The organism is Pantoea sp. alder81 (genome assembly GCF_020179835.1).
GTDB lineage: Bacteria > Pseudomonadota > Gammaproteobacteria > Enterobacterales > Enterobacteriaceae > Pantoea.
Genome location: NZ_JAIUDA010000006.1, coordinates 151182 through 176793, shown reverse-complemented (window position 1 = coordinate 176793; position 25612 = coordinate 151182). Strand labels below are relative to the sequence as shown.

17 protein-coding genes are annotated in these 25612 nt (G+C 44.7%); 6 read left to right on the top strand and 11 right to left on the bottom strand.

Going from position 1 to position 25612, the window contains the following annotated elements:
• Window positions 1–47: 47 nt before the first annotated feature.
• From fbaA to tkt, 4 genes are all read right to left on the bottom strand, one after another.
• Complete coding sequence (gene fbaA / locus LBW88_RS17280; RefSeq protein ID WP_084936597.1) at window positions 48–1127, bottom strand: class II fructose-bisphosphate aldolase; 1080 nt, start codon at window positions 1125–1127, stop codon at window positions 48–50.
• Between the two features lie 100 nt (window positions 1128–1227).
• Window positions 1228–2391: a phosphoglycerate kinase gene (pgk, locus tag LBW88_RS17275; protein ID WP_224933483.1), complete on the bottom strand. Its 1164-nt coding sequence runs from the start codon at window positions 2389–2391 to the stop codon at window positions 1228–1230.
• A 51-nt stretch (window positions 2392–2442) separates the two neighbouring features.
• Window positions 2443–3462, bottom strand: coding sequence for an erythrose-4-phosphate dehydrogenase (epd, locus tag LBW88_RS17270; RefSeq protein ID WP_224933484.1), 1020 nt, complete (start codon window positions 3460–3462; stop codon window positions 2443–2445).
• A gap of 355 nt (window positions 3463–3817) precedes the next feature.
• The gene (gene tkt, locus LBW88_RS17265; protein WP_224933485.1) at window positions 3818–5809 is read right to left on the bottom strand and encodes a transketolase; all 1992 of its coding nucleotides are present in this window, start codon (window positions 5807–5809) and stop codon (window positions 3818–3820) included.
• Between the two features lie 273 nt (window positions 5810–6082).
• On the opposite strand from tkt, the gene LBW88_RS17260 reads away from it, so the two are divergent.
• Window positions 6083–6838, top strand: coding sequence for a M48 family metallopeptidase (locus LBW88_RS17260; protein WP_224933486.1), 756 nt, complete (start codon window positions 6083–6085; stop codon window positions 6836–6838).
• Window positions 6839–6888: 50 nt separating this feature from the next.
• Here the strand turns inward: LBW88_RS17260 and LBW88_RS17255 are convergent, their stop codons facing one another.
• Window positions 6889–7299 (bottom strand): YidB family protein, encoded by a 411-nt coding sequence (locus tag LBW88_RS17255; RefSeq protein WP_224933487.1) that lies wholly within the window; start codon window positions 7297–7299, stop codon window positions 6889–6891.
• A gap of 782 nt (window positions 7300–8081) precedes the next feature.
• Window positions 8082–9002, bottom strand: coding sequence for an agmatinase (gene speB / locus LBW88_RS17250; RefSeq protein ID WP_034823229.1), 921 nt, complete (start codon window positions 9000–9002; stop codon window positions 8082–8084).
• A gap of 687 nt (window positions 9003–9689) precedes the next feature.
• Here speB and LBW88_RS17245 point away from each other — a divergent pair.
• The 4 genes from LBW88_RS17245 to LBW88_RS17230 are packed head-to-tail and all read left to right on the top strand — an operon-like array spanning window position 9690 to window position 16050.
• A complete protein-coding gene (locus LBW88_RS17245; RefSeq protein WP_224933488.1) occupies window positions 9690–10466 on the top strand; it encodes an ABC transporter permease in 777 nt (258 codons plus the stop codon).
• Window positions 10463–11128 (top strand): ABC transporter ATP-binding protein, encoded by a 666-nt coding sequence (locus LBW88_RS17240; RefSeq protein WP_224933489.1) that lies wholly within the window; start codon window positions 10463–10465, stop codon window positions 11126–11128. Before LBW88_RS17245 ends, LBW88_RS17240 begins: the two co-directional genes overlap by 4 nt.
• 14 nt (window positions 11129–11142) lie before the next feature.
• Window positions 11143–12249, top strand: coding sequence for a capsule biosynthesis protein CapC (locus LBW88_RS17235; protein WP_224933490.1), 1107 nt, complete (start codon window positions 11143–11145; stop codon window positions 12247–12249).
• A 3-nt stretch (window positions 12250–12252) separates the two neighbouring features.
• Window positions 12253–16050 carry a CDP-glycerol glycerophosphotransferase family protein gene (locus LBW88_RS17230; RefSeq protein WP_224933491.1) on the top strand — a complete coding sequence of 1266 codons (3798 nt, stop codon included), beginning with the start codon at window positions 12253–12255 and terminating at the stop codon, window positions 16048–16050.
• Window positions 16051–16572: 522 nt separating this feature from the next.
• Here the strand turns inward: LBW88_RS17230 and LBW88_RS17225 are convergent.
• Complete coding sequence (locus LBW88_RS17225) at window positions 16573–17331, bottom strand: acyltransferase (RefSeq protein ID WP_224933492.1); 759 nt, start codon at window positions 17329–17331, stop codon at window positions 16573–16575.
• A gap of 285 nt (window positions 17332–17616) precedes the next feature.
• Between LBW88_RS17225 and LBW88_RS17220 the strand changes: the two genes are divergently transcribed.
• On the top strand, window positions 17617–18591 hold the full coding sequence (locus LBW88_RS17220; protein ID WP_224933493.1) for a glycosyltransferase: 975 nt from the start codon (window positions 17617–17619) through the stop codon (window positions 18589–18591).
• 809 nt (window positions 18592–19400) lie between these two features.
• On the opposite strand, the gene LBW88_RS17215 is transcribed toward LBW88_RS17220, so the two are convergent.
• Genes LBW88_RS17215 through LBW88_RS17200 form a run of 4 tightly spaced genes read right to left on the bottom strand, consistent with a single transcriptional unit; the run spans window position 19401 to window position 25558 of the window.
• Window positions 19401–20642: a capsule biosynthesis protein gene (locus LBW88_RS17215; protein WP_224933494.1), complete on the bottom strand. Its 1242-nt coding sequence runs from the start codon at window positions 20640–20642 to the stop codon at window positions 19401–19403.
• 39 nt (window positions 20643–20681) lie between these two features.
• Entirely contained in the window at window positions 20682–22709 is a 2028-nt protein-coding gene (locus LBW88_RS17210) for a capsular polysaccharide biosynthesis protein (RefSeq protein ID WP_224933495.1), read from the bottom strand.
• Window positions 22710–22721: 12 nt separating this feature from the next.
• Complete coding sequence (locus LBW88_RS17205; RefSeq protein WP_224933496.1) at window positions 22722–24398, bottom strand: polysaccharide biosynthesis/export family protein; 1677 nt, start codon at window positions 24396–24398, stop codon at window positions 22722–22724.
• Window positions 24399–24409: 11 nt separating this feature from the next.
• Window positions 24410–25558 (bottom strand): capsule biosynthesis protein, encoded by a 1149-nt coding sequence (locus tag LBW88_RS17200; RefSeq protein WP_224933497.1) that lies wholly within the window; start codon window positions 25556–25558, stop codon window positions 24410–24412.
• Window positions 25559–25612: the final 54 nt, after the last annotated feature.

Sequence of the window (25612 nt, the reverse complement as noted above, 5' to 3'; positions counted from 1 at the left end):
GCATAAAAAAAGGCCCTTTCGGGCCTTTTTTGTACTGTAAGGAAAAATTACAGCACGTCGACAGCGTTAAGCTCTTTGAAAGCCTGCTCCAGACGCACAACCATTGAAGCTTGTGCAGAACGCAGCCATACGCGTGGATCGTAGTATTTCTTGTTCGGGCTATCTACGCCATTTGGGTTACCCAACTGGCCTTGCAGATAGTCTTCGTTCTTTTTGTAGTACTGCAGGATGCCGTCCCAGGTCGCCCATTGGGTATCGGTATCGATGTTCATCTTGATGACGCCGTAACCAATTGACTCTTCGATTTCTGCAGCAGAAGAACCTGAACCACCGTGGAACACGAAATCCAGCGCGTTGTGCGGCAGATTGTGTTTCTTGGTCACGTATTCCTGAGAATCACGCAGGATGGTTGGGGTCAGTTTCACGTTGCCTGGCTTGTACACGCCGTGCACGTTACCGAATGATGCCGCGATGGTGAAACGCGGGCTGATTTTGCTCAGCTCGGTGTACGCGTAATCAACGTCTTCTGGCTGGGTGTACAGGGCAGAAGCGTCCATGTGGCTGTTGTCCACGCCGTCTTCTTCGCCACCGGTGCAACCCAGTTCGATTTCCAGAGTCATATCCAGTTTCGCCATGCGCGCCAGATATTTGCTAGAGATCTCGATGTTTTCTTCCAGTGATTCTTCTGACAGGTCAATCATGTGAGAAGAGAACAGTGGCTTACCGGTTTTCTTGAAGTGCTCTTCGCCCGCATCCAGCAGACCGTCGATCCACGGCAGCAGTTTCTTAGCGCAGTGGTCGGTGTGCAGGATAACTGGCACGCCGTACTGTTCAGCCATCAGATGCACATGGTATGCACCGGCGATTGCGCCGAAGATTGCTGCGCCCTGTGGCTTGTCGGTTTTGAAACCTTTACCGGCGATGAAGGCAGCACCACCATTGGAGAACTGAACGATGACCGGCGCTTTAACTTTGGCCGCAGCTTCCAGTACCGCGTTGATGGAGTCCGTGCCGACGCAGTTAACTGCAGGCAGAGCGAATTTGTTTTCTTTCGCTACTTGGAAAACTTTCTGAACGTCATCACCAGTGACAACGCCGGGTTTTACGAAATCAAAAATTTTAGACATGGTTGTGTCCTGTTTCGTTACCGTTCATCCCACAAAGGGACGTCGATTTTTGCCCAGGATGGGCAGCCTTCAGACGACGCCGAAGCGCCGCCCCCAAAAATTACTGCTTAGCGCGCTCTTCCAGCATCGCTACAGCGGGCAGTTTTTTGCCTTCCACGAATTCGAGGAATGCGCCACCGCCGGTAGAGATGTAGGAGATCTTGTCTTCGATACCAAACAGATCAATCGCTGCCAGGGTATCGCCGCCGCCCGCTACAGAGAACGCGTCGCTATCTGCAATCGCGTTAGCCACGATTTCGGTGCCTTTGCGGAAGTTCGGGAATTCGAACACGCCGACTGGACCGTTCCACAGGATGGTTTTTGCGCCTTTCAGAATCGCAGCCATCGCCTGTGCGGTTTCGTCACCGAAGTCCATAATCTCTTCGTTATCTGCGACTTCGGAAACCTTTTTCACGGTTGCCGGGGCAGTTTCAGAGAATTCCGTTCCTACGCGTGAGTCGGTTGGAACCGGGATGCCGTGCTCATCACGCAGCTTTTTCGCTGCTTCAACGAAGTCTGGCTCGTACAGTGATTTACCGACGTTGTTATCGATAGCCACGAAGGTGTTAGCGATACCGCCACCGACAATTACGGTGTCAGCGATTTTCACCAGAGATTGCAGCACATCGAACTTGGTCGAAACTTTAGAACCACCCACCACTGCTACCAGCGGACGTTCTGGGTTGCTCATCACTTTACCCAGCGCTTCCAGCTCAGCAGACAGCAGCGGGCCAGCACAAGCGATTGGTGCGAACTTGCCCACACCGTGGGTAGAAGCCTGCGCGCGGTGCGCAGTACCGAAAGCATCCATCACGAATACGTCGCACAGAGCGGCATATTTCTTCGACAGGGTCTCTTCGTCTTTCTTCTCGCCTTTGTTAAAGCGCACGTTTTCCAGAACCACCAGCTCGCCTGCGCCGACTTCAACGCCGTCGAGGTAGTCTTTCGCCAGGGTCACGGTGGTGCCGTTTAATTTGTCTTTCAGGTAGTTAACAACTGGCAGGAGCGAGAACTCTTCGTTGTATTCACCTTCGGTCGGACGACCCAGGTGAGAGGTAACCATCACTTTCGCGCCCTGTTTCAACGCCGCTTCGATGGTAGGCAGAGAAGCACGGATACGTGCATCTGACGTCACTTTCCCTTCTTTCACTGGCACGTTGAGATCGGCACGGATCAGAACGCGTTTACCAGCAAGATCCAGATCGGTCATCTTAATTACAGACATGGTGAACCCTCTCGTTGATTCTCATAAGTTTTGCCAGACGCAGTCCGCGTCTTACCTGAAACCGCTTGCGGCCATTGCTAACGTGGTGTCGATCATGCGGTTAGCAAAGCCCCATTCGTTGTCACACCAAACCAAGGTCTTGATCAGGTGATGACCACTGACCCGCGTTTGCGTGCCATCGACTATGGCACTGTGCGGATCATGGTTAAAATCTACTGAGACTAACGGTAATTCCGTATAGTCAACTATACCACGAAACGCCCCTTCTGACGCGTTTTGCAGCAACGCATTGACCTCACACGCCTTCACTGCGTCACGTACTGAGACGCTCAAATCAATGGCTGTCACGTTGATGGTGGGCACACGGACAGCGATGGCTTCAAAGCGATCGTTAAATTTAGGAAAAATACGAGTAATGCCAGCAGCAAGACGCGTATCCACCGGAATGATCGATTGGCTGGCGGCACGAGTACGACGCAGGTCGCTGTGATAGGCGTCAATCACCTGCTGGTCGTGCATCGCCGAGTGAATCGTGGTCACGGTGCCTGATTCAATGCCGAAGGCGTCATCCAGCAACTTGATCACCGGAATAATGCAGTTGGTGGTGCAAGATGCGTTGGAGACAATGCGGTCAGTTTGTTTAAGAGCCTGTTCGTTTACGCCGAACACCACGGTGGCATCTAAATCGTTACCGCCCGGATGCGAGAACAACACCTTCTTCGCGCCCGCTTGCAGATGTGCTTCGCCATCTGCGCGGCTACCGTAAACACCGGTGCAATCCAGCACGATATCGACGTTCAACTCCTGCCATGGCAGTGCATCAATGTCGGCCAGATGCAGAATGCGGATGGTGTCGTCGCCAACAAATAGCTGGTCGCGCTCCTGACGCACATCCCAGGCAAAGCGGCCATGGCTGGTATCGTACTTCAACAAATGCGCCATACCCGCGGCTTCAGCCAGTTCGTTAATCGCCACTACGGTGATTTCAGCGCGGCGGCCGGTTTCATACAAGGCACGCAAGACGTTGCGTCCAATACGACCAAAACCATTAATTGCTATACGAACGGTCATCTCACTTCCTGCCACAACACCCGAAAAAACGTGCCAAATACCTTGAGCGTTTCGCTGCGTTTTGTACAGGGAATTATTGCCCGCTTAACGTTGCAAAATGATGCCACTCAATTGCAACTGAAACGGTTCAGCTAGAATAAAGCATGCACGGAATAACAGGAATGATTGCGATCAATTGCGCTGCTGATTATTGGATCTACGTCACATATTTCGCACGTAAAAATTATTACTGCAGGAATAATTGAAGCGTTTCAGGCGGGAGGCGGAGCATAAAATGAAAAAGGTGCGCATAAATGCGCACCCTTCGTATAGCGATATCGGAATCTGTAGGGTCGCCATTCATGGCGACCGCTGATTACAGAATAGATTTCGCGGTGTTTACCACGTTCTCAACGGTGAAGCCGAACTCTTTGAACAGCAGTTCTGCCGGAGCTGATTCGCCGAAGGTGGTCATGCCCACGATAGCGCCGTTCAGACCGGTGTACTTGAACCAGTAGTCCGCGATACCCGCTTCGATAGCCACGCGTGCTGCAACCGCTTTCGGCAGCACAGATTCACGGTAAGCCGCGTCCTGCTTGTCGAAGGCATCGGTAGAAGGCATGGAGACAACGCGCACCTTACGGCCTTCGCTGGTCAGCTTGTCATAAGCCGCAACCGCCAGTTCAACTTCTGAACCGGTGGCAATCAGGATCAGCTCTGGGGTGCCTTCGCTGTCTTTCAGCACATAACCACCGCGTGCCACATTAGCCAGCTGCTCAGCGGTACGATCCTGCTGCGCCAGGTTCTGACGAGAGAACACCAGTACAGATGGGCCATCAACGCGCTCGATAGCGTATTTCCAGGCAACTGCGGATTCAACCTGGTCACATGGACGCCACAGGCTCATGTTTGGTGTCACGCGCAGGCTGGCCATCTGCTCAACCGGCTGGTGCGTTGGACCATCTTCACCCAGACCGATTGAGTCGTGGGTGTAGACCATAATCTGACGAATCTTCATCAGTGCAGCCATACGCGCCGCGTTACGTGCGTATTCTACGAACATCAGGAATGTCGCAGTGTACGGCAAGAAACCACCGTGCAGCGCCAGACCGTTAGCGATCGCGGTCATACCGAATTCGCGCACGCCGTAATGGATGTAGTTACCGGCTGCATCTTCGTTGATTGGCTTAGAACCAGACCACATTGTCAGGTTGCTTGGTGCCAGGTCAGCAGAACCGCCCAGGTATTCCGGCAGGATCTTACCGAACGCTTCAATCGCGTTCTGAGAAGCTTTACGGCTGGCGATCTTAGCTGGGTTAGCCTGCAGCTGTTCGATGAACTTCTGCGATTCAGTTTCCCAGTTAGCTGGCAGCTCGTTGTTGGTGCGACGCTTAAACTCAGCAGCCAGTTCAGGATGAGCAGCAGCATACGCAGCAAACTTCTTATCCCATGCGGATTCTTTTGCCTGACCGGCTTCTTTAGCATCCCACTGCGCGTAGATGTCTGAAGGAATTTCAAACGGCGCGTGGTTCCAGCCCAGTTGCTTACGGGTCAGTGCGATTTCGTCGTCGCCCAGCGGTGCGCCGTGTGAATCATGCGTACCGGCTTTGTTCGGTGAACCGAAACCGATGATGGTTTTGCACATCAGCAGTGAAGGCTTGTCTGAAACCGCTTTGGCTTCTTCGACTGCTTTCTTGATAGCGTCGGCATCGTGACCGTCTACGCCACGCACCACATGCCAGCCGTAAGCTTCGAAGCGTGCGGCGGTGTCGTCAGTGAACCAGCCATCAACGTGACCATCGATAGAGATGCCGTTGTCATCATAGAAGGCAACCAGTTTACCCAGTTTCAGGGTACCGGCGATGGAGCACACTTCGTGCGAGATACCTTCCATCATGCAGCCGTCGCCCATGAACACGTAGGTGTTATGGTCAACGATGTCATGGCCTGGACGGTTGAACTGTGCGGCTAACGTGCGCTCAGCAATCGCGAAGCCTACCGCGTTAGCGATACCCTGACCCAGTGGACCAGTGGTGGTTTCAACGCCAGCGGTGTAGCCGTATTCTGGGTGGCCTGGAGTTTTAGAGTGCAGCTGACGGAAATTCTGCAGCTCGCTCATCGGCAGGTCGTAACCGGTGAGGTGCAGCAGGCTGTAAATCAGCATTGAGCCGTGACCGTTAGACAGCACGAAGCGGTCGCGATCTGCCCACAGCGGGTTAGTCGGATTGTGGTTCAGGAACTCACGCCACAGCACTTCGGCGATGTCCGCCATGCCCATAGGGGCACCAGGATGTCCCGATTTGGCTTTTTGTACTGCATCCATACTTAACGCGCGAATGGCGTTGGCAAGCTCTTTACGAGAGGGCATCTTCTACTCCAGGTCGGATTAATGCTCCGCCGCGCTTAACGTATTGTAATTAATCAGTTATAAGGCGAAGCGTGAAAAAAGTCGCACATCAATGTACATGAAAATCGGGGCAAAAGTACATGTGTCGACGTGCTAAATAGCGGGTAAACGGTTGCAATTCGGGGCTTGTCTGCTAGCCAGTGAACAGGATGCGAGCTATAAACAAAGCGTTTGAACACCGATCTCAATTTCAGGTGTTTGTTTTCTCTACCTTGTTACGCAAAGGACCCTTAAATGAAAATCCGCGCCACGATACTTGCTGTGGGAATCGCTTCGCTGCTGAGCGGCTGTGAAGGGATGGACAATAACGCGCTGCTGCAATCCGGCGCACAGGCTTATCAGGCCTACACGTTAAATGATTCACAAGTGAAGCAGTTGAGCGATCAGTCCTGTGCCCAAATGGACAAAGACAACCAGCTCGCGCCTGCTAACAGCGAATACCAGCAGCGTCTGAACAAAATCGCCGCTGCACTGGGCGATAACATCAATGGCGTGCCGGCCAACTACAAAGTCTATCTGACCAAAGATGTGAACGCGTGGGCGATGGCCAACGGCTGTATCCGCGTCTATAGCGGCTTGATGGACATGATGACGGACAACGAAGTGGAAGGTGTGCTCGGCCATGAAATGGGCCACGTGGCGCTCGGCCATACGCGTAAAGCGATGCAGGTTGCCTACGCTACCACGGCGGCACGCACTGCAGCGGCCTCGGTGGGCGGCGTGATTGGCCAGCTGTCGCAGTCGCAGTTGGGCGATCTGAGTGAGAAGCTGGTCAATGCGCAGTTCTCTCAGACGCAGGAATCGCAGGCGGATGATTACTCTTATGATCTGTTGAAGAAACGCGGTGTTAATCCGCTCGGCTTAGCCACCAGTTTCGAGAAGCTGGCAAAAATGCAGGGAGGGCAATCAAGCTCGATGTTTGATTCGCATCCGGATTCAGCAGCGCGCGCACAGCATATCCGTGACCGCATTGCGGCGGATGGCAAATAACCGGCAATAAAAAGGAGCGCCATGTGCGCTCCTCTCTTCGCCTTCAGCAGTTACCGCTTAAACAGATTATCCACCATCGAACCCAAATCCATCTGGTTGTTGTGCAGACTCTGCTCATCCAGTTGACCTTGCGGTGACATCTTATCGATCAACTGCGGCAACAGCGCCGCTAGCGTGCCGGAAGCACCATTCACATCGGTGCCAAGCTTATCGGCCAGCGACTGCAACTCCTCCTGCCCAAAAGCATTCTGAATCTCGCCCCCACCGACCTGCTGATTGCCGCCGGTGCCGATCCACGATCCCAGCACCTCGCCAAGCCCGCCCTGTTGAAATTTCTGCAGCAGCACTTCGATACCGCCCTGCTCCTGCACCCAATTCCAGATCGCCTGCAACTGACCCAACTGATTGCCCTGCCCATTGCCGTTCCCCAGCGAACCCACTAATTCATCCAGAAAGCCCATGGTGACCTCCGAAGATTATCTAACCGTGATTAACGAAGCGATTAATGTCGTTCGCATCAAAGTATAGCTATGCGCGGCCGATAACGAATTGTCACCGTTAAGTTGTTGAGTCGTTGATGCGAGAAGCGTGACAATGGTCTGAACTCGCCAGACGGGGCCATGTCATAGTGAGCATGGTCTACACTGACCTTTTGTTTGCAGGCGATATCAGAGAGAGTCACTGGAGCACCACATACTATGTTGACCATTCTGATTATTCTCGCCGTCGTTATCGCGGTTGTGCTGATTGGCGCGTATCTGGTGATACGTTCCGCAGCCAAAGATGTGAATGACGATTACTAGGAACCGGGGAAGTCGAGGGCAATGGATCGCCCCATCAGCTATCACCCTATCTTAATTACCCCGCGCCGCTTAAAACAAATCCCAACCCACTTCACAGATTGACATCATTGCTATCAATACGCGTCGAGATAAGTCGATAAACATTAGTAGACGAATTCGTGCGAAGGTCGGGAAAGCAGACGTAATAGTGAGAAAGTTCAGAAACGAGGATTGTTACCGGACGGATGATTCTAATTAGCGGGCAAAGCAAGATTTCTGTCATAAATAAAATGTAGCGTGGTTCAAAGACTCTGACTGGAGCCACTTATGCTGACAATTATCATCATTAGCGCAGTGACGTTATTAGCGGTTGCCGGATTCGCCGTAGTGCGTTCAGCCAGCAACGATATCAGCAACGACTATTAAGTGAGGACAAGGCCATCGCCCTGCCCTCATCTGGATTAACCTTTGTTCGCAGCCTGAACGTGCAGCATATCCAGCGCCAACGTAGCCGCTGCCAGTGAAGTCAGATCGGCGTGGTCATAACCCGGCGCCACTTCCACCAGATCCATCCCCACGATGTTCATACCCTGCAGGCCACGAATCAGCTTGGTAGCTTTATCGCTGGTCAGTCCGCCGATCACTGGCGTTCCGGTGCCCGGTGCATGTGCCGGATCCAGACAGTCGATATCAAAAGTCAGATACACCGGCAGATCGCCCACGGTGCGTTTCACTTCCGCCAGAATGTCATCGACGCTGCGGTCATTAACCTGTGCTGCATCCAGCACGTTGAAGCCAAGGCTCTTATCAAACTCGGTACGGATACCAATCTGCACTGAATGATTCGGATCGATGAGACCTTCTTTCGGCGCGGTGAAGAACATAGTGCCGTGGTCGAAGGTTGGACCGTTAGAGTAGGTATCAGTGTGCGCATCAAAGTGCACCAGTGCCATCTTACCGAAGTGTTTGGCGTGGGCGCGCAACAGCGGCAGCGTAACGTAGTGGTCGCCCCCGAAGGTCAGCATACGCTTGCCGTTTGCCAGCAATTTCTCAGCGTGCGCCTGCAATTTGTCAGAAAGATCCTGTGAATCACCGAATGCGTAAACCAGATCACCGCAATCCACCACGTTCAGGCGCTGACGCAGGTCAAAATCCCACGGCCAGCGGCAACCTTCCCATGCGAGGTTAGTGGAGATCTGACGAATCGCGCCTGGCCCTAAACGGCTGCCAGGACGACCTGAAGTTGCGGCATCGAAAGGTACACCAGTGATCACCCACTCAGCATCGCTGTCGTAGGGTTGGAAGTTCACCGGGAAGCGCATGAAACCGAAGGCGTTAGAAACCAGGGAGTTATCGTACTGATTGCCCAGGGTGTTATACATAACTTGTCCTCTTTAGATCCGTGAGTCGGTTAGCCACTAAGGTATAGATGAAAAAAATCCCCTCCGCGTCGTTAGGCCCGACGAGGAAGGGATTTGATATGCGTGATTATCGCGAAGAATCAGACGACCTGCAATCATCACCTTTCAAATGTAACAACTACTACTTTTTGTAAAAATCAGTGGATTCTTTCGTGAATGAATTGATTAGCAGTGTTGATTCCACTCTAAAAGCCCAGGTCAAGAACTGATACATATTTATAAATTAAAACCATTACATTCAATTACTTGATAGAGTTAATAGCGCATAAATTAGTTCAATAGGCCTTACAAATAATTTGCAAAACATTAATAGACGAAAACGTTTAGGATTATTTAGACATGATCTGTAACTTACGTCGTCAAAATTAGGGAAAATTCTTACAGACAAGCAGGGATCGGCTGTTCAAGTGGATGGATCCATATCAAAGACAAACCATCTAATTGTTCAAAATGGCATCACGCCTTTCGCGTATTCATCAGCTCTAATCTTTTGAATTTGCTTAAAATATGCTGATTAATTCAGCTCCCCCGTCTGAAAAAATATAAATCTCCCCCTACACCGCCCGTATTGCGTCCAGTGCATTGGTAGCTGTTAAGCCAGGGGCGGTAGCGTGTAAAAATCCCACCCAATTCAAATGAGTTAAATCAATGGCCAGAAGTGGATTTGAAGTCCAGCAAGCTGCCGTTAAGGCCTTGTTTTTGCGTGAAATACGCACCCGTTTTGGAAAGTTTCGCTTAGGCTATTTTTGGGCGATTCTTGAGCCTTCTGCGCATTTACTGGTGCTGCTTGGCATTTTTGGTTTCATTATGCACCGCACTATGCCGGATATCTCGTTCCCGGTATTTCTGCTGAACGGCATTATCCCGTATTTTATTTTCAGTAATATTACAAACCGTTCAGTCGGAGCGATTGAAGCTAACCAAGGGCTGTTTAATTACCGTCCGGTAAAGCCGATCGACACCATTATTGCCCGCGCAATGTTAGAAACGCTGATCTATGCCGCCGTTTATATTCTGCTGATGGTGGTTGTGTGGATGGCGGGTGAATACTTTGAAATTACCAACCTTCTGCAATTAGTTGCGACATGGGGATTGCTGATTCTATTTTCTTGCGGGATTGGATTAATCTTTATGGTAGTAGGAAGAACCTTTGCCGAAACCCAAAAGTTTTTACCCATACTGCTTAAACCACTCTATTTTATTTCCTGCATTATGTTCCCTCTGCATTCTATCCCAAAAGATTACTGGCCTTATTTGTTGTGGAACCCTTTGATTCATGCAGTTGAACTCAGTCGAGAAGCGGTCATGCCAGGTTATGTGAGTGAAGGTGTAAGTCTAAGTTATCTCGCGATTTGTACCTTAGTCACGGTATTTGCTGGCCTTATGTTATATCGCAATCGTGAGGAGGCAATGCTGACATCATGATTAAAATAGAAAATTTAACAAAGTCATACCGTACTCCCCAAGGCCGTCATTATGTTTTCAAAGACCTGAATATTGAGATACCAAGCGGTAAAAGTGTGGCGCTTATAGGTCGTAATGGTGCGGGTAAATCAACTTTACTTCGGATGATTGGCGGCATCGACCGTCCTGATAGCGGCTCCATCACCACCGATAAAACTATCTCATGGCCAGTGGGCCTTTCTGGTGGCTTTCAAGGCAGTTTGACAGGACGAGAAAATGTAAAATTCGTCGCCCGATTGTATGCAAAGCAGGAAGAATTAAAAGAAAAGGTAGCATTTGTTGAAGAGTTTGCCGAACTTGGGAAATATTTTGACATGCCAATTAAGACTTATTCTTCAGGAATGAAATCTAGGTTAGGATTCGGCTTGAGCATGGCATTTAAATTTGACTATTATCTGGTAGATGAAGTTACTGCTGTAGGTGATGCACGTTTTAAACTAAAATGCGCCGATTTATTTAAAGGTCTAAGCGGCGAATCTGATTTTTTAATGGTTTCTCACAGTTTAAACTCGTTAAAGGATTTTTGTGATAGCGCCATTTATATAGGTAGAGAAAACCATGTTAATTACTTTAATAAAATAGAAGATGCACTGGAAGAATACAAATCAGAAAAAGAAAATTAAAGAATGGGGAAGCAATGTTAAAAAATAAAAAATTAAAAAAACTCATAACAAAACCATCTTTATTTTTTAAGGATTACCTTAATAAAAAATACCCAGTATATTTAAATGAAATGAAATGCCCTCAGGAAGAGGAGCAAATAATAATATCATACGATGAAAAAATTGAAAAACTATTCAAAAATAGTGATTCAATAGATGTAGTCTTTACTTGGGTAGATAATAAAGATTTAAATTGGAAAGAAAAATATAATTTCTTCAGTAAAATTGATAAAAAATCACTTGGTAAATACGCAAAGGACTCTGCTAGATTTGAAAATCATGACGAGCTATACTACTCATTACAAAGTGTTCTTAAATTTTTACCATGGGTAAAAAAAATATTTTTAGTTACGGATAACCAAACACCAAGTTGGTTAAAAAGTATAAAAACCGATAAAATACATGTAGTTGATCATTCGGAAATTATACCAAGTAAGTATTTACCAACATTCAACTCTCATGTTATAGAAGCTCACCTTCATAAAATAAAAGATATTTCTGAAAACTTTATTTATTTTAACGATGATGTTTTTGTTGCAAGAGCCTTAGAGGCCAGCCATTTTTTTAAATGCAATGGGCATGCATCGCTTTTTATTTCGTCAAAAAGCCTCAACTATATGCTTGAAAGGGGAACGTTGACTCCAACACTTTCAGCATCATTATCTTCATCTAAACTTTTACAAAGGAAGTTTGGAATAAGACCTGAGACCCCATTAGTTCATACTTATGTGCCATTACGTAAAAGTGATTATCTTCAAGTGTGGAAATGTTATGAAAAAGAAATTGAATCTTTCCTAAGTAACAAATTTAGAACTGATAATGATCTTAACCTCGCGACATTCTTAGTACCATGGTTTAGTTATTTAAAAGGAAAATCAATTATACAAAGGGATATTTGTTATTACTTTAATATAAGATCAAGATCAGCAAAAAGTTTTTATAAAGCAATTAGAAAAGCAAAAAATGACGGCTACTCCCCTCATTCATTTTGTGCTAATGACTTTAACTCCCAAAATACTCCGCTTGAATCATATCAAGAAATACTTGAAGCAGAGTTAAAATTTTATTATGAGAAAGATTAAAAAATGAATCAAAAAAAAATCCGCAAACTTATAAGAGATCCAAAGCTTTTCTTCTCAGATATGCTACTAAAAAGAAATAAAAGCATTGATAAACTTAAACCAAAAATAATGAATGGAACCTATAAATATACAATTGTATCTGCTGTTTACAATGTAAGTAATTATCTGGAAGCTTATTTTGAGAGTATTGTAACTCAGCGTTTGGATTTTGAAAAAAATATATTTTTAGTCATGGTCGATGATGGTTCTATTGACAACTCAGCTGATATAATTAAAAAATGGCAAAAAAAATTCCCCAATAACATAAAGTATATATATAAAGATAATGGTGGCCAAGCTTCAGCTAGAAATATTGGTCTTGACCATGTTAATACAGAATGGGTTACTTTCATCGACCCTGATGATTTCATTGACATTAATTATTTCCTATCAGTTGATAAATTTGCCAGCAAGAAAAAACATGAAACACTAGATTTAATTTCATGTAACTTTATTTTCTATTTCGAAGATAAAAACCAAATCAAAGACAGTCATCCCCTTAAGTATAGGTTTGCAAATGGTGACATTATTTGTCCTGTTGAAAACCTTGGCAAGAACATTCAGCTATCAGTAAATTCAGCAATATTTAAATATGATATAATTAGCAAAAACAACATAAAATTTAATGATAAAATAAAGCCTAACTTTGAGGATGCACACTTTGCGTCAAATTACTTTATGTATATCCAACAAAGTGATATAGCCTTTCTAAAATCAGCAAAATACCTTTATAGAAAGCGAAGTGATGGAAGTTCAACTTTAGATAAGTCATGGGAGAAACCAGGATTATATGATCAAGTATTAGAATTAGGATGTCTTGATCTTCTAAAAAAATATTCAGATAAGAAAGGAAATGTGCCTGAAAACATCCAAATAACAGTAATATACCATTTGATTTGGTATTTTAAAAAAATACTAAATAATAAATACAAGTTAGATTTCTTAAGCTCACAGCAGCAAGAAAGATTTATTTCGTTGTTAGATGAAATATTCTCATACATTGATGAAACTGTCATTATGAGTTTCAATTTAGCTGGTGCGTGGTTCTTCCATAAAGTAGGAATGTTAGGCGCATTCAAAAATATAAACCCTAGCACTCAAATAGTTTATATCGAGAGTTATGACCGTGTAAAAAAAATGGCTCAACTAAGATACTTTAGTCATGAAGACGTTTTTGAAAATATTGAAGTCAGCGGTAAAAATGTTTTTCCAAATCATGAAAAACACATTCAACACTCATTTCTAAATAGAAAATTCACCTTAGAAAAAAGAATATGGGTGAAAGTTGGTTGGCATGAAAAATTAAAAATCAACATTTCTGGCATTAAAACAAACATATCCCTAGCTGGTAAACAATACAGTAATGGAATTACAGGCGAAAGCATAATAAGACATTTTGATAGCTTGATACCTGAATATGTTACAAAATCCAAAAGAAGCAATGCTTGGATTTTAATGGACAGAGATTATCAGGCTGATGATAATGCTGAACACCTTTATCGTTACATTAGTAAATATCATCCTGAACAAGAAATATATTTTGCACTAAATCAAACTTCTCATGACTGGAATCGACTAAAGAATGAGGGGTTTAACCTTATAAACTTTGGAAGCGAAGAACATATCTTAAAATTACAAAGTTGCAGTAAAGTAATTAGTTCACACGTAGATTATTGCGTTGTTAATCTGCTAGGGCCTCGCATGTTGTCTGGTCGTCATTTTGTTTTTCTTCAACATGGAGTTACAAAAGATGATCTTTCAGCTTGGTTAAATCAAAAAGAGAACATTGACTGTTTCATTACTGCATCAAAAGATGAATATGAATCAATTATATCAAATAATAGCAAGTATAAATATTCAAGTAAGGAAGTAAAACTTACTGGCTTCCCTCGGCATGATTCTTTATTAAGTAATATTAAAAGTACTAATCAGATACTTGTAATGCCTACTTGGCGAGCAAATATCTCTGGTGAAGCTAATCGTAGTGGACATGAACGAACTAAAAACCCTGAATTCATGTCCTCAAATTTTGCCATTCACTGGAATAACTTTTTCAACTCTCAACAACTCAAAGATCTGTCTGAAAAATATAATTACAATGTTGTTGTTTATCCACATCCAAATTTATTGCCCTATATTGACCAATTTAGTTTACCTGAGTATATTACTTTACAGAAACCTTCTGAAATAAGAATTCAAGATTTATTTAATGAGTCATCACTTCTTATTACTGATTATTCCTCTGTAGCTTTTGAATTGGCAATCCAAAATAAACAAACAATATACTATCAATTTGATGAGGAAGACGTTTTCGCAGGAACTCATACTTATTCTAAAGGTTACTATGAATATAGAAAGCATGGTTTTGGCCCTGTGTGTAATGAATTAGCCGAGGTCTTCAGTTCTCTTGAAATTCTTCTCAGTCAAGATGCACAACCCACTACTGAAGTTTTAAAAATAATCGAAAAAACATTTCCTTTCAGAGATGGTAAATCTTGCGAACGCACTTATAATGCAATTATTGAATTAGATAAGACAGATAATATCCATTTAGATATACAAACATTGCATAGAGGTGCAATCAAAGCCTCTATAAAGGGCGACTGGATAAATGCTTGTGGACGTTGGAATAGCTTATTTACTGTTGACTCTTTCTTAGAAAAAGCCACTCATTCTGACATTATTAATTTTTCTGAATCTTTACTTCTCACTGGCAAACCTTTAGAGTCAATAAAAATATTAGACTTTCTTGATGAGAACATATCAGAAGTTGACAAAAAACGCGCTAATGTAATTAAAGAAACATTCAAGTTATCACTTTATTGCATTCAAGATTTAAATTTTAAAGATCAATTCTTCATTGCCAACAATATCAATAATGAAATTTACTCTATTTTTATTAATGCATTAAATGGGAATGATACTTTCTCAGTATCTCCTCCAGAACACATTAATATTGGTGAATTTGATTTTTATTTGAATGTGTGTAAATTATTGTCAATTAAGTCTTGGGATAAAATAGAGGAACTTCATAATCGACCCAATGGAGTTAATGTTGAAAATAAAGAGATAAGAAAGATTTTGAAATTAATAAGTCTACTTTCTCTAAAAAACACAAATAATCACAATAAATTGAAATCATGTCTAATAAATGATTTCAGCAAACATGAAAAAGATAGCATTTGGTGGATGCAGTATGTTTCTATTAGCCATATGATTGGCGAGCATACAAATGTTATCAATGCAATTAGTCCGCTCCAAGATTATTATTCATTATTGCCACCTGAAGTCGCTGCAATTTATTTAAGCTCTTTAAGAAAAAAAAATAAAAGTGAATTATTTATCGGTGCGATATCTAATATGAGTACAGATGTTAAATCTGCTAGTTCTGTTAGAAATGAAATTGCCGAATTTTTCTTTCAAAATGAGCAGTGGGTGGAATCCTCAGAAAACTGGTTACTACTTTCGCACACAGAATTCGATAATCCGTACAAGTTAGCATATTCTTATCGTATGCTAGGTATGATTGAAGAAGGATATAATATACTTGTAGAAAATAATCAAACAGGGAATTTTGATGTTAATTATTGGTTACTCCGCTCCGAGTTATCGCAAATTATGGAGAATTGGGATGACGTTGTATTTTGTTGGAACTCAATAATCCGCCTTCACACATTAACCGCGCCTAAAGACGCAATATTACGATTGCAAAACGCTCAACTGATGAGGTCTATAAATAAATTAGCTATAAAGGAAACATAACTTAGCTATATTGAAAATTAAACTCCTTTAAACGAGGAGTTTAATAAATTCAATTTCACTCAACTTCTTCTAGATACCATCCACCATTTTCAGAAAAAATATTTTTAAATCTTTTCCTTATGCTTTTTTAATTACAAATAAATCCTCCTCTCTTTTTCAACTTGCCTATGCTTATCTTTACTTACATCATTACTAATCTCACTCATTAATTTTATTCTTTCCTGCACCATCTCGATAAAATTAGAACCATATACCTTCATTATTATTCTTTCATGCTCATTTATTCTATATTCTTTGATATAAAGATTAATAAATTTGACATCTCGTAAATTTTTATAAATGCTTGGAAAGCTATCTAAGCTTCTCTGCAAAAAGATAGTTACTGTATATGTCTGCCCCGCCGCAGAGCCTTTTTTGTTTATGATGCGTGGGAGCGGCGGGAAAGGGAGTTTTTGGTTATTCAGCGGTGAGTGACCGAGATTTGGTCACCCAATTTGAAGCGTGTGGCTAAGTGTAAATTGGCTATACTGATTTTCCTCTCAAGAGGATTGATAAGGCGCATGATAGTCGACTGAATAAATTCATCTTTATTTCTTTTTCCAATAACTCACATTCTTGAGTTAAATTCCAGAAATCTGATTTACTTACCGTAGATGAATCAGGTTTATAGAAAGGTTTGACAAGATTCAAGTGAGGCCTCTCCCATGCTATATTTTTTTTAACTACCTTTGCGGGAACACCTACAGCTATGCAATTGTTAGGTATTCTTTTCTTTAATATACTTCCATAACCCAGAATACTACCATCACCAATACCAGAACCGTTCAGGAGGGATGACTTACCGGCAATCCAAACGTGATTACCTATTATAATGTCTCTTGTTGGGTTAATCCTTTTTCCACTTTGTACATCAAATATTGGATGCGCATCGTCTGACCTGATCTCAATGTTTGTGGCAAACATGCAGTCATTGCCAATCTTTACTTTTGATCCTTCCGCAGTGGAAACGTATACCCCTCCAGTTGCTGTAACCCCATCGCCAACCTCAACAGTGCAATCCTGACCGATTCTTATGAATCCAGAAAATGAGTTATTGCCCAAATTGCATATTCCATTATTGCAATCAAATAAAATTGTCATTCCCTTCAATCTTGTAGTTTTGCTCACATTTAAAATGTTATTAGAACCTGTAAAAGTAATCTTCATATTTCCGATAACATTACCTTCATAGTTTATAACATTGTTTCTTTCATCTTTAAACGACTTCAATTCGGTCAGCATAAAATTCACCAAAGCACCTGTAGGATTAATCTCAACGCTGCAAATATATCAGTAATATTGCTAATGATACCATTTTTAGTCCATCGCCAAGCAAAAATTACTCCACAAAACTACGACCTCCTATCGAACTCTACGTTATAATGTACAAGCTCATTATAACTATGGTTATTAGCTCTCTAGTTAAGGTTATAGATAGAATACTCAATCCTCATTGCGCCACGCTTTTCAAAAAGATAATATTAGATTAAATGGGATTTGTCTTAGTTGAATGGAAAGATAAAGATAATGATGAAACGCGCTGTATTTATAGCAGGTGATGAAAACATATACTTCCCTGCGCTTGTTGCTTTAGAAAGCATTAGAGAGCATAACCCAGAAATTTTTGACTTCTACATATGTTTTAACGGAGATAAAATATCCCCTTACATGAAGAAAACATTAAAAAAAAGGTGTATCAATTTTATTGACAGTAAAGATCTGAGTGCCTATGGAATAGAAAAAACATTTCTTTCTATGAATGAAGGCCACTGGCCTGTTGATGTTTTTTATAATTACGCCTTGCCTATTCACTTGGGAAATATGGGTTATGAATATTCATACAAAGTAGACTATGACATTTTATGCACTGGAAAGTACATACTATCAGAAATAGAACCTAATGGAGTTGGATTTTCCGGCTGGGCAAATAAAGTTAACTTATTAAAAGAAAACGTTCCTGAAGATTTCATTGATGATATCGCAAAAAAAGGATTGATATCAGGATGCAATGTTAATTACATGAATGTCGGTTTTATTGGTTTTAATAATAAGATTTATACCGAAAACAACATGCAAAAAAAATTCACTGATTCATATTTATTACTTCAAAAAAAATGTCCGCAAGCAAAACTATTAGAGCAAATTGCATTTTCTTTCCTGATAGAAAGCACCGCTGGCGGCTTTATGAAAATTCCAGAAGCTTACAACCACAGAGTTTTATCAACTAGGGATAGCGATGATGAATTCCATTTCAACACCAAAAACATTCACTTCATAACCAAGTTTAAACCTTGGAGGAAGCTCGAAAAGGATAAAATGAAATGGTTTATTTTTAATGGAGGGAGTCATATGTACCTTTATAGGAACATATGGCTTGACTATGCTTCTAAAGTTGATGGGTTTGAATATTTCTGTATGGAGCGACCATTAAATACAATGCAACTTGCTGGTATGCAAATGCATGTCGTAAGGTGTTTCAATGAAAAAATAAAGTCATTATAAAAATCATATAACACTTGTTAGCTATTTGAGGCATTCCTTTGCCTCATTTTATTTTGATTGTAAATAGCTACGCGGAATAGTAGATCACTTCTTAAGGGATCTCAGCCCGTATTGTACGATCTAATCGATCGCCAAAATAATACAAATAACTAACCGGACTGAGCGATACCGATCATAGCACCAATTCCGACCTAAAATAACATTCTATAAATAATTCAACATTGCCATCTAAATTATAAATTCATGAAAAGCAATGATTGTTTATATTTCTTAAACATCAGTAATTTAGATTTATAATATAAAGTATTTATTTTTTCTTCGCACATAAATTTTATAATTTCTAAATCTCTATTTATGCATCTATATAATAAAATATTCATATGAGCATAAAGCACATCTCTAGAGGCGTGGGTAACATATTATAAAATAAGAAACATAAAGGTAAGCTTTATTCAATAAATGCTCTACTAAATCAACATCTCTTTTACTAACCCCCTCCACTTAAATAGATCAATTAAATTAATCATGGCTGAGCTTACTCCTAATTCATTCCTTATGTTCTTAAAAATACCTTCATAGGGATAATTACCCTATGAAATTAACTCTGAAAACTCAAAATCACTAATCTTCAATGACTCCTTATTAATCCTCGTGAAATCTTTACACCGAACACTTACAATTAAATCCATCCAAAGATACAATATTGCCATTCTTTTTTTTAAAAATAAATAAAATCATCTTATGTAATGCTGTTGTTGATTTGAAAACCATGATGCTTTTTGATTAATGGAAAATACCGCATGGTAAATTCAATCTCTAATAAAAATTCTTTTGTTAAGAATCGTATCACTACTAAGAGAAGTTGTTTTTTTTCTAAGTGCCCCATAATAAACCGCATTTACCTGCGTATTAGCCAACAAATATCCACGAAACTTCTTAAACAGTTTCATATCCGGCTTAAAATCCGCCGTCCAGAACTGATTAAGATGCCCTTGATAGGTCAATCCCTTCATATCGTACAGCGCGTTCCCCATCACCTTTAATGGTTTGTTGTGGATCAGCGCTGAAATCCCCGCCGTGCTGTTAATCGTAATTGCAGCCTTGGCATGAGTTAATAACTCAGGCATCGGCACGTCATGCACATAAATCACCCGGTTCTTTACGCCGTACTCTTTGCTGAGTTTATTGATCAGCGGGCCATATAAACGGTGCCCGCGATCCATCGGATGATGCTTAATCACCAAAAACTCGTTACGCGGTGCCTTCTTCGAAAATGAGAAGATTACGTCGTTGATGTAGTCGCGCACATCCTCATACGGGCTATGGTTCCGGATCTGGCTATCGTTATAGACCTGCAGAATGGCGAGGAAATAACGTTGATCCAGACTGTTCTGCAAATGTGATAGCACATTGCGCTGACGCCAGCCGTACCACTGTTTGCGCCAATATGCTCTGATCCAACATTGCGCCTCATACCACGGTGAGAATGACTTGTGATGGCGATACTGATGAAACTCATGGCGATAGCGCCAGCCGACAAGGTAGTACCATGTCGCATGCCCAATACGCTTACCGGCTGAAGGCTTCAATTTCTCAACCTGCATGGCGGGCATTTCAGGTAAACGGCGATAAAAATCAGGATCTCGCGGCAAGGAAGAGAACGCATTCACCCCGCCCTCTTCTACCGTAATGAAGTGTGGGCGCAAATAACCCTCTTCAAATGCGATAAAGCGAATCCCTTTCGCCTGTGCCCAGCGCTTCGCCGCCTGATGCATAGGACGACAATCGCCAAAGCAAAGAATCGTATCGAAGTCATATTCTTTATGCGTATCGCGCAGCCATGATGGAAATTCTTTGGAGGTTTTGAGGTAAGGCAAATATTTACGCTGGCGACAGTAAAAACGATCCCCACCGTTAAATATTACATTAACAGCTTCACGCTCCAGTGATTCGAGCCATGTGGCCACATCATTGAAGAACGGCCCCATCGGGCCCTGTAATAGCAGATACTTTTTCCCAGACAGCAGCATCTTTAAAGCGTTACTGTGCATCATCAACCTTCTTTTTTGTTATTTTATGAATCGGTTTTCCTAACCGAATTTAACCTTAAAAAACATCAACATCTTGCGATAATGCCTAACGAGGTAACTCGCTTTCTTTTTATTAACAAACATCTGTCCACGCGGTGCGTGAATCAAAAACTCTGCTGCTTCTTCCGCGCTGATTGCTGCCAAACGCAGCGGATGGATATACGTCGGATAGGCAATCAACGCCTGGTAGATCACATCCGCAAGCCCCAACTTGCGTTTGCGCCTTGCACAGACATGCTCATCATTGGTTAACCCCCATCCGGCATAAAAAGGCATGCCATAGCAATGCACTTGCTTGCCATGCAGCAACGCTTCAAAGCCGGAGAGTGAAGTCATGGTATGCAGTTCATCTGCCATCTGGATGCACTGAATAACATCAGCATCCAGCGCCTGATAGTCAGCCAGTTGCGCCACCACTTCCGCCGGGATATCCCCTTTGCGATTGCCCACCAGCACATCAGGGTGTGGCTTATAAATAATGAAGGCATCGGGATTACGCTCACGAACCGTGCGCAGTAATGACAAATTGGTGTTGATGGAAAGCGTACCCGTTTGAATTGAGGCATCATCTTCAACCTGGCCGGGCACCAGCAGAATTCGCTTACCCTGCGAACCTTGTGGCAGGGAAAAATCCGCCCCTAAGTTGTATTTACTTAGTTTGCTTTCAACCAAACGCTGATGCAGTTTCTCTGCTCGCAACTGCTGCGCCAGCGTCAGTTCACTGTGATTTAGCATCACTTCGAGATCGCTGGTGCGCGTGGCGTCGTAATAGATGCCGCGCTTATCCAGTACCAGTGACAGTGGCGGTAACAAGTCAGAACCCAAACCTGAAGAACGCAGGAAACCATCTTCCATCCGCCACAGCGGCAGCTGACGTAATTTCGCCTTCTCCTGCCAGCGCTGCTCGCCTCGCACTCCCCACACCACACAGGCCGTGGCTGCACGGCAATGGCGGGAAAAACTCAGCTTATTGGCGGTAGTATGTAAAAACGGTTTGAGGATGGTGGATTTCCACAGCGTTAATCCCGGCGCCCATAGATGCCCACTGCGCTGCTGCTGATGACGTCGCTGTAGCTGCATCCAACCCAACACATCAAACAGAGTTGCGGCTCCACCTGTCAACGGATCGATATACCGGCTGTAGCGCAGATAAGCGGCAGCAAACAGCTCTTCCAACGTTGAGCTTCCACGGCGCTGGCGAAGTTGCTCCGCCTGTGGATGGCGATCGTCAGTTAACCCCCATCCTGCATACCAGGGCTGGCCAAAGCAGGTCACTGGCTTACCTGCCATCAAAGCTTCGAAACCATATTGTGAAGTCATCACATATACGCGTGAGACATGGCGCAGCAACGATTGCGGGCTGACGTTGTCCGCCATCAAATGTACGCGATGCGTCGATTGCAGCTGATGGTAGTATCCGGCCTTTTTACCCTCTAACACATCTGGATGGACTTTCACCCAAATGGTCGATGATGGATTTTCTTTTATCGCCGCATCCAGCATCGCCATAAAATCGTCTGGTCCGGCGTTACCGTATGTCACTGACATATCGCCAAACGTTTGATCCACCACCAGCACTAAGTTACTGGTCAGGCTCTCCCCGGCGATGAATGCCGGAGCCTGGTTATATTTGGAAAGATCTTCCGTAACGATGGTGTGGATCGCTTCTTTCGCTTCAGCGACTAATGCCCGATTTTCTTCGCGTTGATGGATCAAACGCTCCAGCGCACTTGGTCGGCGGGCATCGTAATAGATCCCTTCATCGTCCAGCACCATTGAGAGTGGCGGTGCCCCGCTCACCCCCAAATCTAGCGAGCGGATAAAACCGTCTTCGAGACGGAGAATTGGTTTACCCGCCGCCCGTGCTAATTCCACCGGCTTGCGCGCGCTTGGGCGATGGCCCCACACCGCGACAGTATCAATCTCAGCGGGTATTGGACGCATCGGAGAAAGCTTCTGACACGGCTGTGCCAGAAAATTTTCCAGATGCGGAATACGCCAAATACCCGATGAGAAAATACCAATCATGTCTCTTTATCCTTAGATCGACAGAATCACTTTCGCACCCACCGCCAGCTGGTAGAGGATGGTGGAAATACCGCGTGTCACTTCAATGTTCTTCGATTCGTACTTCGGCAGAACCATCAGCTCGTCGCCTGGGTTCAGAGTGTCAACATCTTCACCGTTCTCAGCAGCACCGTTCTGACGAATCACCACAATCTTGGCGTTACCCGATTTCTGCGTCAGACCACCGCACTTCTCGATGTAGTCTTTCGGACTCATGCCTTTTTCCCAGCTCACTGCATTCGGGAATAGCACTTCGCCATGCACCATAACCAGCGAGGTTTTCTGCGGGATGTTAATCACGTCACCATCTTCCAGCAGAATCGAATCGAGGTTCTTCTCGTTGAGGATCACTTCACCCTTCGGCACCACGTTGCGCGCTTTGTTGACGAAGCGACTGATCAGCTGAGCTTCCTGCATACGCAGGCTGGCTTCTTCTTTGGTGGAGGATTGGGCAGAGAGCGAGGCTTCTTCCAGTTTCTGCAGGGACAGATCCAGCATCTCTTTCTGACGCTGTGCCACAGACGGACGGTAAAGCTGAATAGCGTTCATCTCCGACATGCTGTTGGTGCGAACCTTCGCTAATACCGCACGCATGCTCGAACCGTATGGCAGCACCATCGCATGTTCGCCTGAGTGCGCACCTTCGATTCGAACCTGAATGGTGCCAGCGTAGCGATCGGTGCTGACAATCAGCGTATCGCCATCCTGCAACATGCGACCCGGCGCAGAACTGATTGGGTAATACTCGCTACGTTTCTGCAAGCCCTGCTGGCGGATGATGGTGATATTAGTGGCGCCTGGCTTAGCACGCGCCCAGCTCAGTGCTTCCGTCACCGGAATGCTGCTGTCACGGAATTCAAAGTCATAGCTGTTGAACACATCACCCTGCACACTAAAGGTGTGCTGACGCGGCCCCACCACAATGGTATCGCCATCGGCAAACTGTGACAGACCCAGCTTGCCGTTGAGCAGGAAGTCATACAGGTTGATGCTGGAACGCACGCGATTGCCACGCTTCACCACGATATCGACATAGCTACCGCGATCGGGATCGACGCCGCCCGCTTTGATCAGGTAGTTGAGCAGGGAATCAGAGGTGACACCGCCATACAGTCCCGGGCTGCGCACAAAACCGGTTACGTAAACCTTCACCGGCTGCGCCTGTAGCAGCGAGGCATACACGCTGACATTGGCCTGATAAACCTGTTTCACCTTGGTGGTGATCAGCGTATTCAGTTGGCTGTTGCTAACACCTGCGACCTGAACCGGTCCCACATTTGGCAGGAAAATGTTGCCTTTAGGATCGACCTGCAGTGCACCATCAAAAGTGAATGCACCCCACAAACGTACCTGAATGCTGTCACCAGGATTGAGCACATAGCCGGGGTTGAAGCCGACCGTGGCACCGCTATCAGCGCTGGTGCCGTTAAACAGCTGTGCGCCAAACATGCGGCTCATCATCGCCGGTGCCATCGGGCGCAGGGTGTTATCAAACCCATCGCTGCTTTGCACCTGACTCTGCTGGCCGGTGAGGAACGAAGGCAGCGGCGCGGCACCGGTCAGATTCGGATCGGCATTAATATCGACGGCCGCGCTGGCAGTGGTGGCTTGCCAGGCGGCAAGCAGTAACAGTGACTTCAATAATTTCATGACGAACTCAATTAATCCCGGTGATCTTCAACAACAGCCAACAGCAGTTTCAGGGTGCCGAACAGTAAGCAGCACACCAGCAACCAGCAGGCGATCAAATAAGGGGTATTGGGGAAAGTGGATTCCTGCGGCTGCTGCGGTGAGCTTATCACCGACAAGACTTTCAGCTTACGTGCCGCTTCCACGCGGGTTTTTTCAATCGAGGTCAGCGTCAGCTTGTACAGCTCAGTATCGAACGCCACCTTCGATTTAATCTCTTCAAAGTCCACCGCCATGCGGTTCAGCTTGTGCCCTTGCGGCGCGGTGATTTTGCCTTTTTCAGCGTCAATCTGTGCTTGTAAGGAGGAGATCGCGTTTTGCGCACTCACCACTTGCGGCGCGTCATCACGCAGATAGGTCAGCAGGTTACGCAGATCGGCTTCCATCTGGATTTTCTGGCCCATCAGGGTATTGACCAGTGTGCTGGCAGCCAACGCTTGCGCTTCCGGGTCCAGCACGTTGTTGCTGTTCTGATAAGCGAGCAATTCACCTTTGCTGGCATCCAGCCGGGCTCGTGATTTCTCCATCTCCGCTTCAGCAAATGAAAGCTGATCGCGTGCAATGCGGTGCGACAGTTCGTTGATAAAGCGCTCAGATTCTTTCAACACCGCCTGGTTAAACTTCAGCGCAAATTCCGGGCTGAAGCCTTGCGTCTGGATATCCAGCAGGCCGGTTTTGTCGTCGTAAGCGATGCTGATGCGGTCACGGTAATACTGCAGGAAGCGCTCGGCGGTCTCTTCCTTCGCCAGATGGTTGAGGAAGTCCAACCCGCTGTGGCTAAAGGCTTCATGGAAATCGAGTTGCTTATCCAGCACCCGGAGCATGTCCGGTGAATTGATGTACTCCTTGAGGTAGAGCGCATCTTCGGCGGAACTGGGATTAGAGGCACCCAGCAACAAGCCAAAATTAAGGCTACTGCTGGTGAGATCATCAGAACGTTTAATCGCGACTTTGGATTCGCTCATATAGCGCGGCTGGCTGAAGATCACGAGGTAGATCAGCAGCAGCGCCATCGGCAGCAGAATGATAATTTTCGCCAGGTGCTTCTGGATTTCCGCCAGTGAAATGGCAGGAAAACGCGAACGCATCGTGGATGCGGCGGACTTCACTTTCATCAACATGTAACAGTCATCAATTATTGTTGGGGTGCCCAAACTACAATTCGGGTTTGGCAA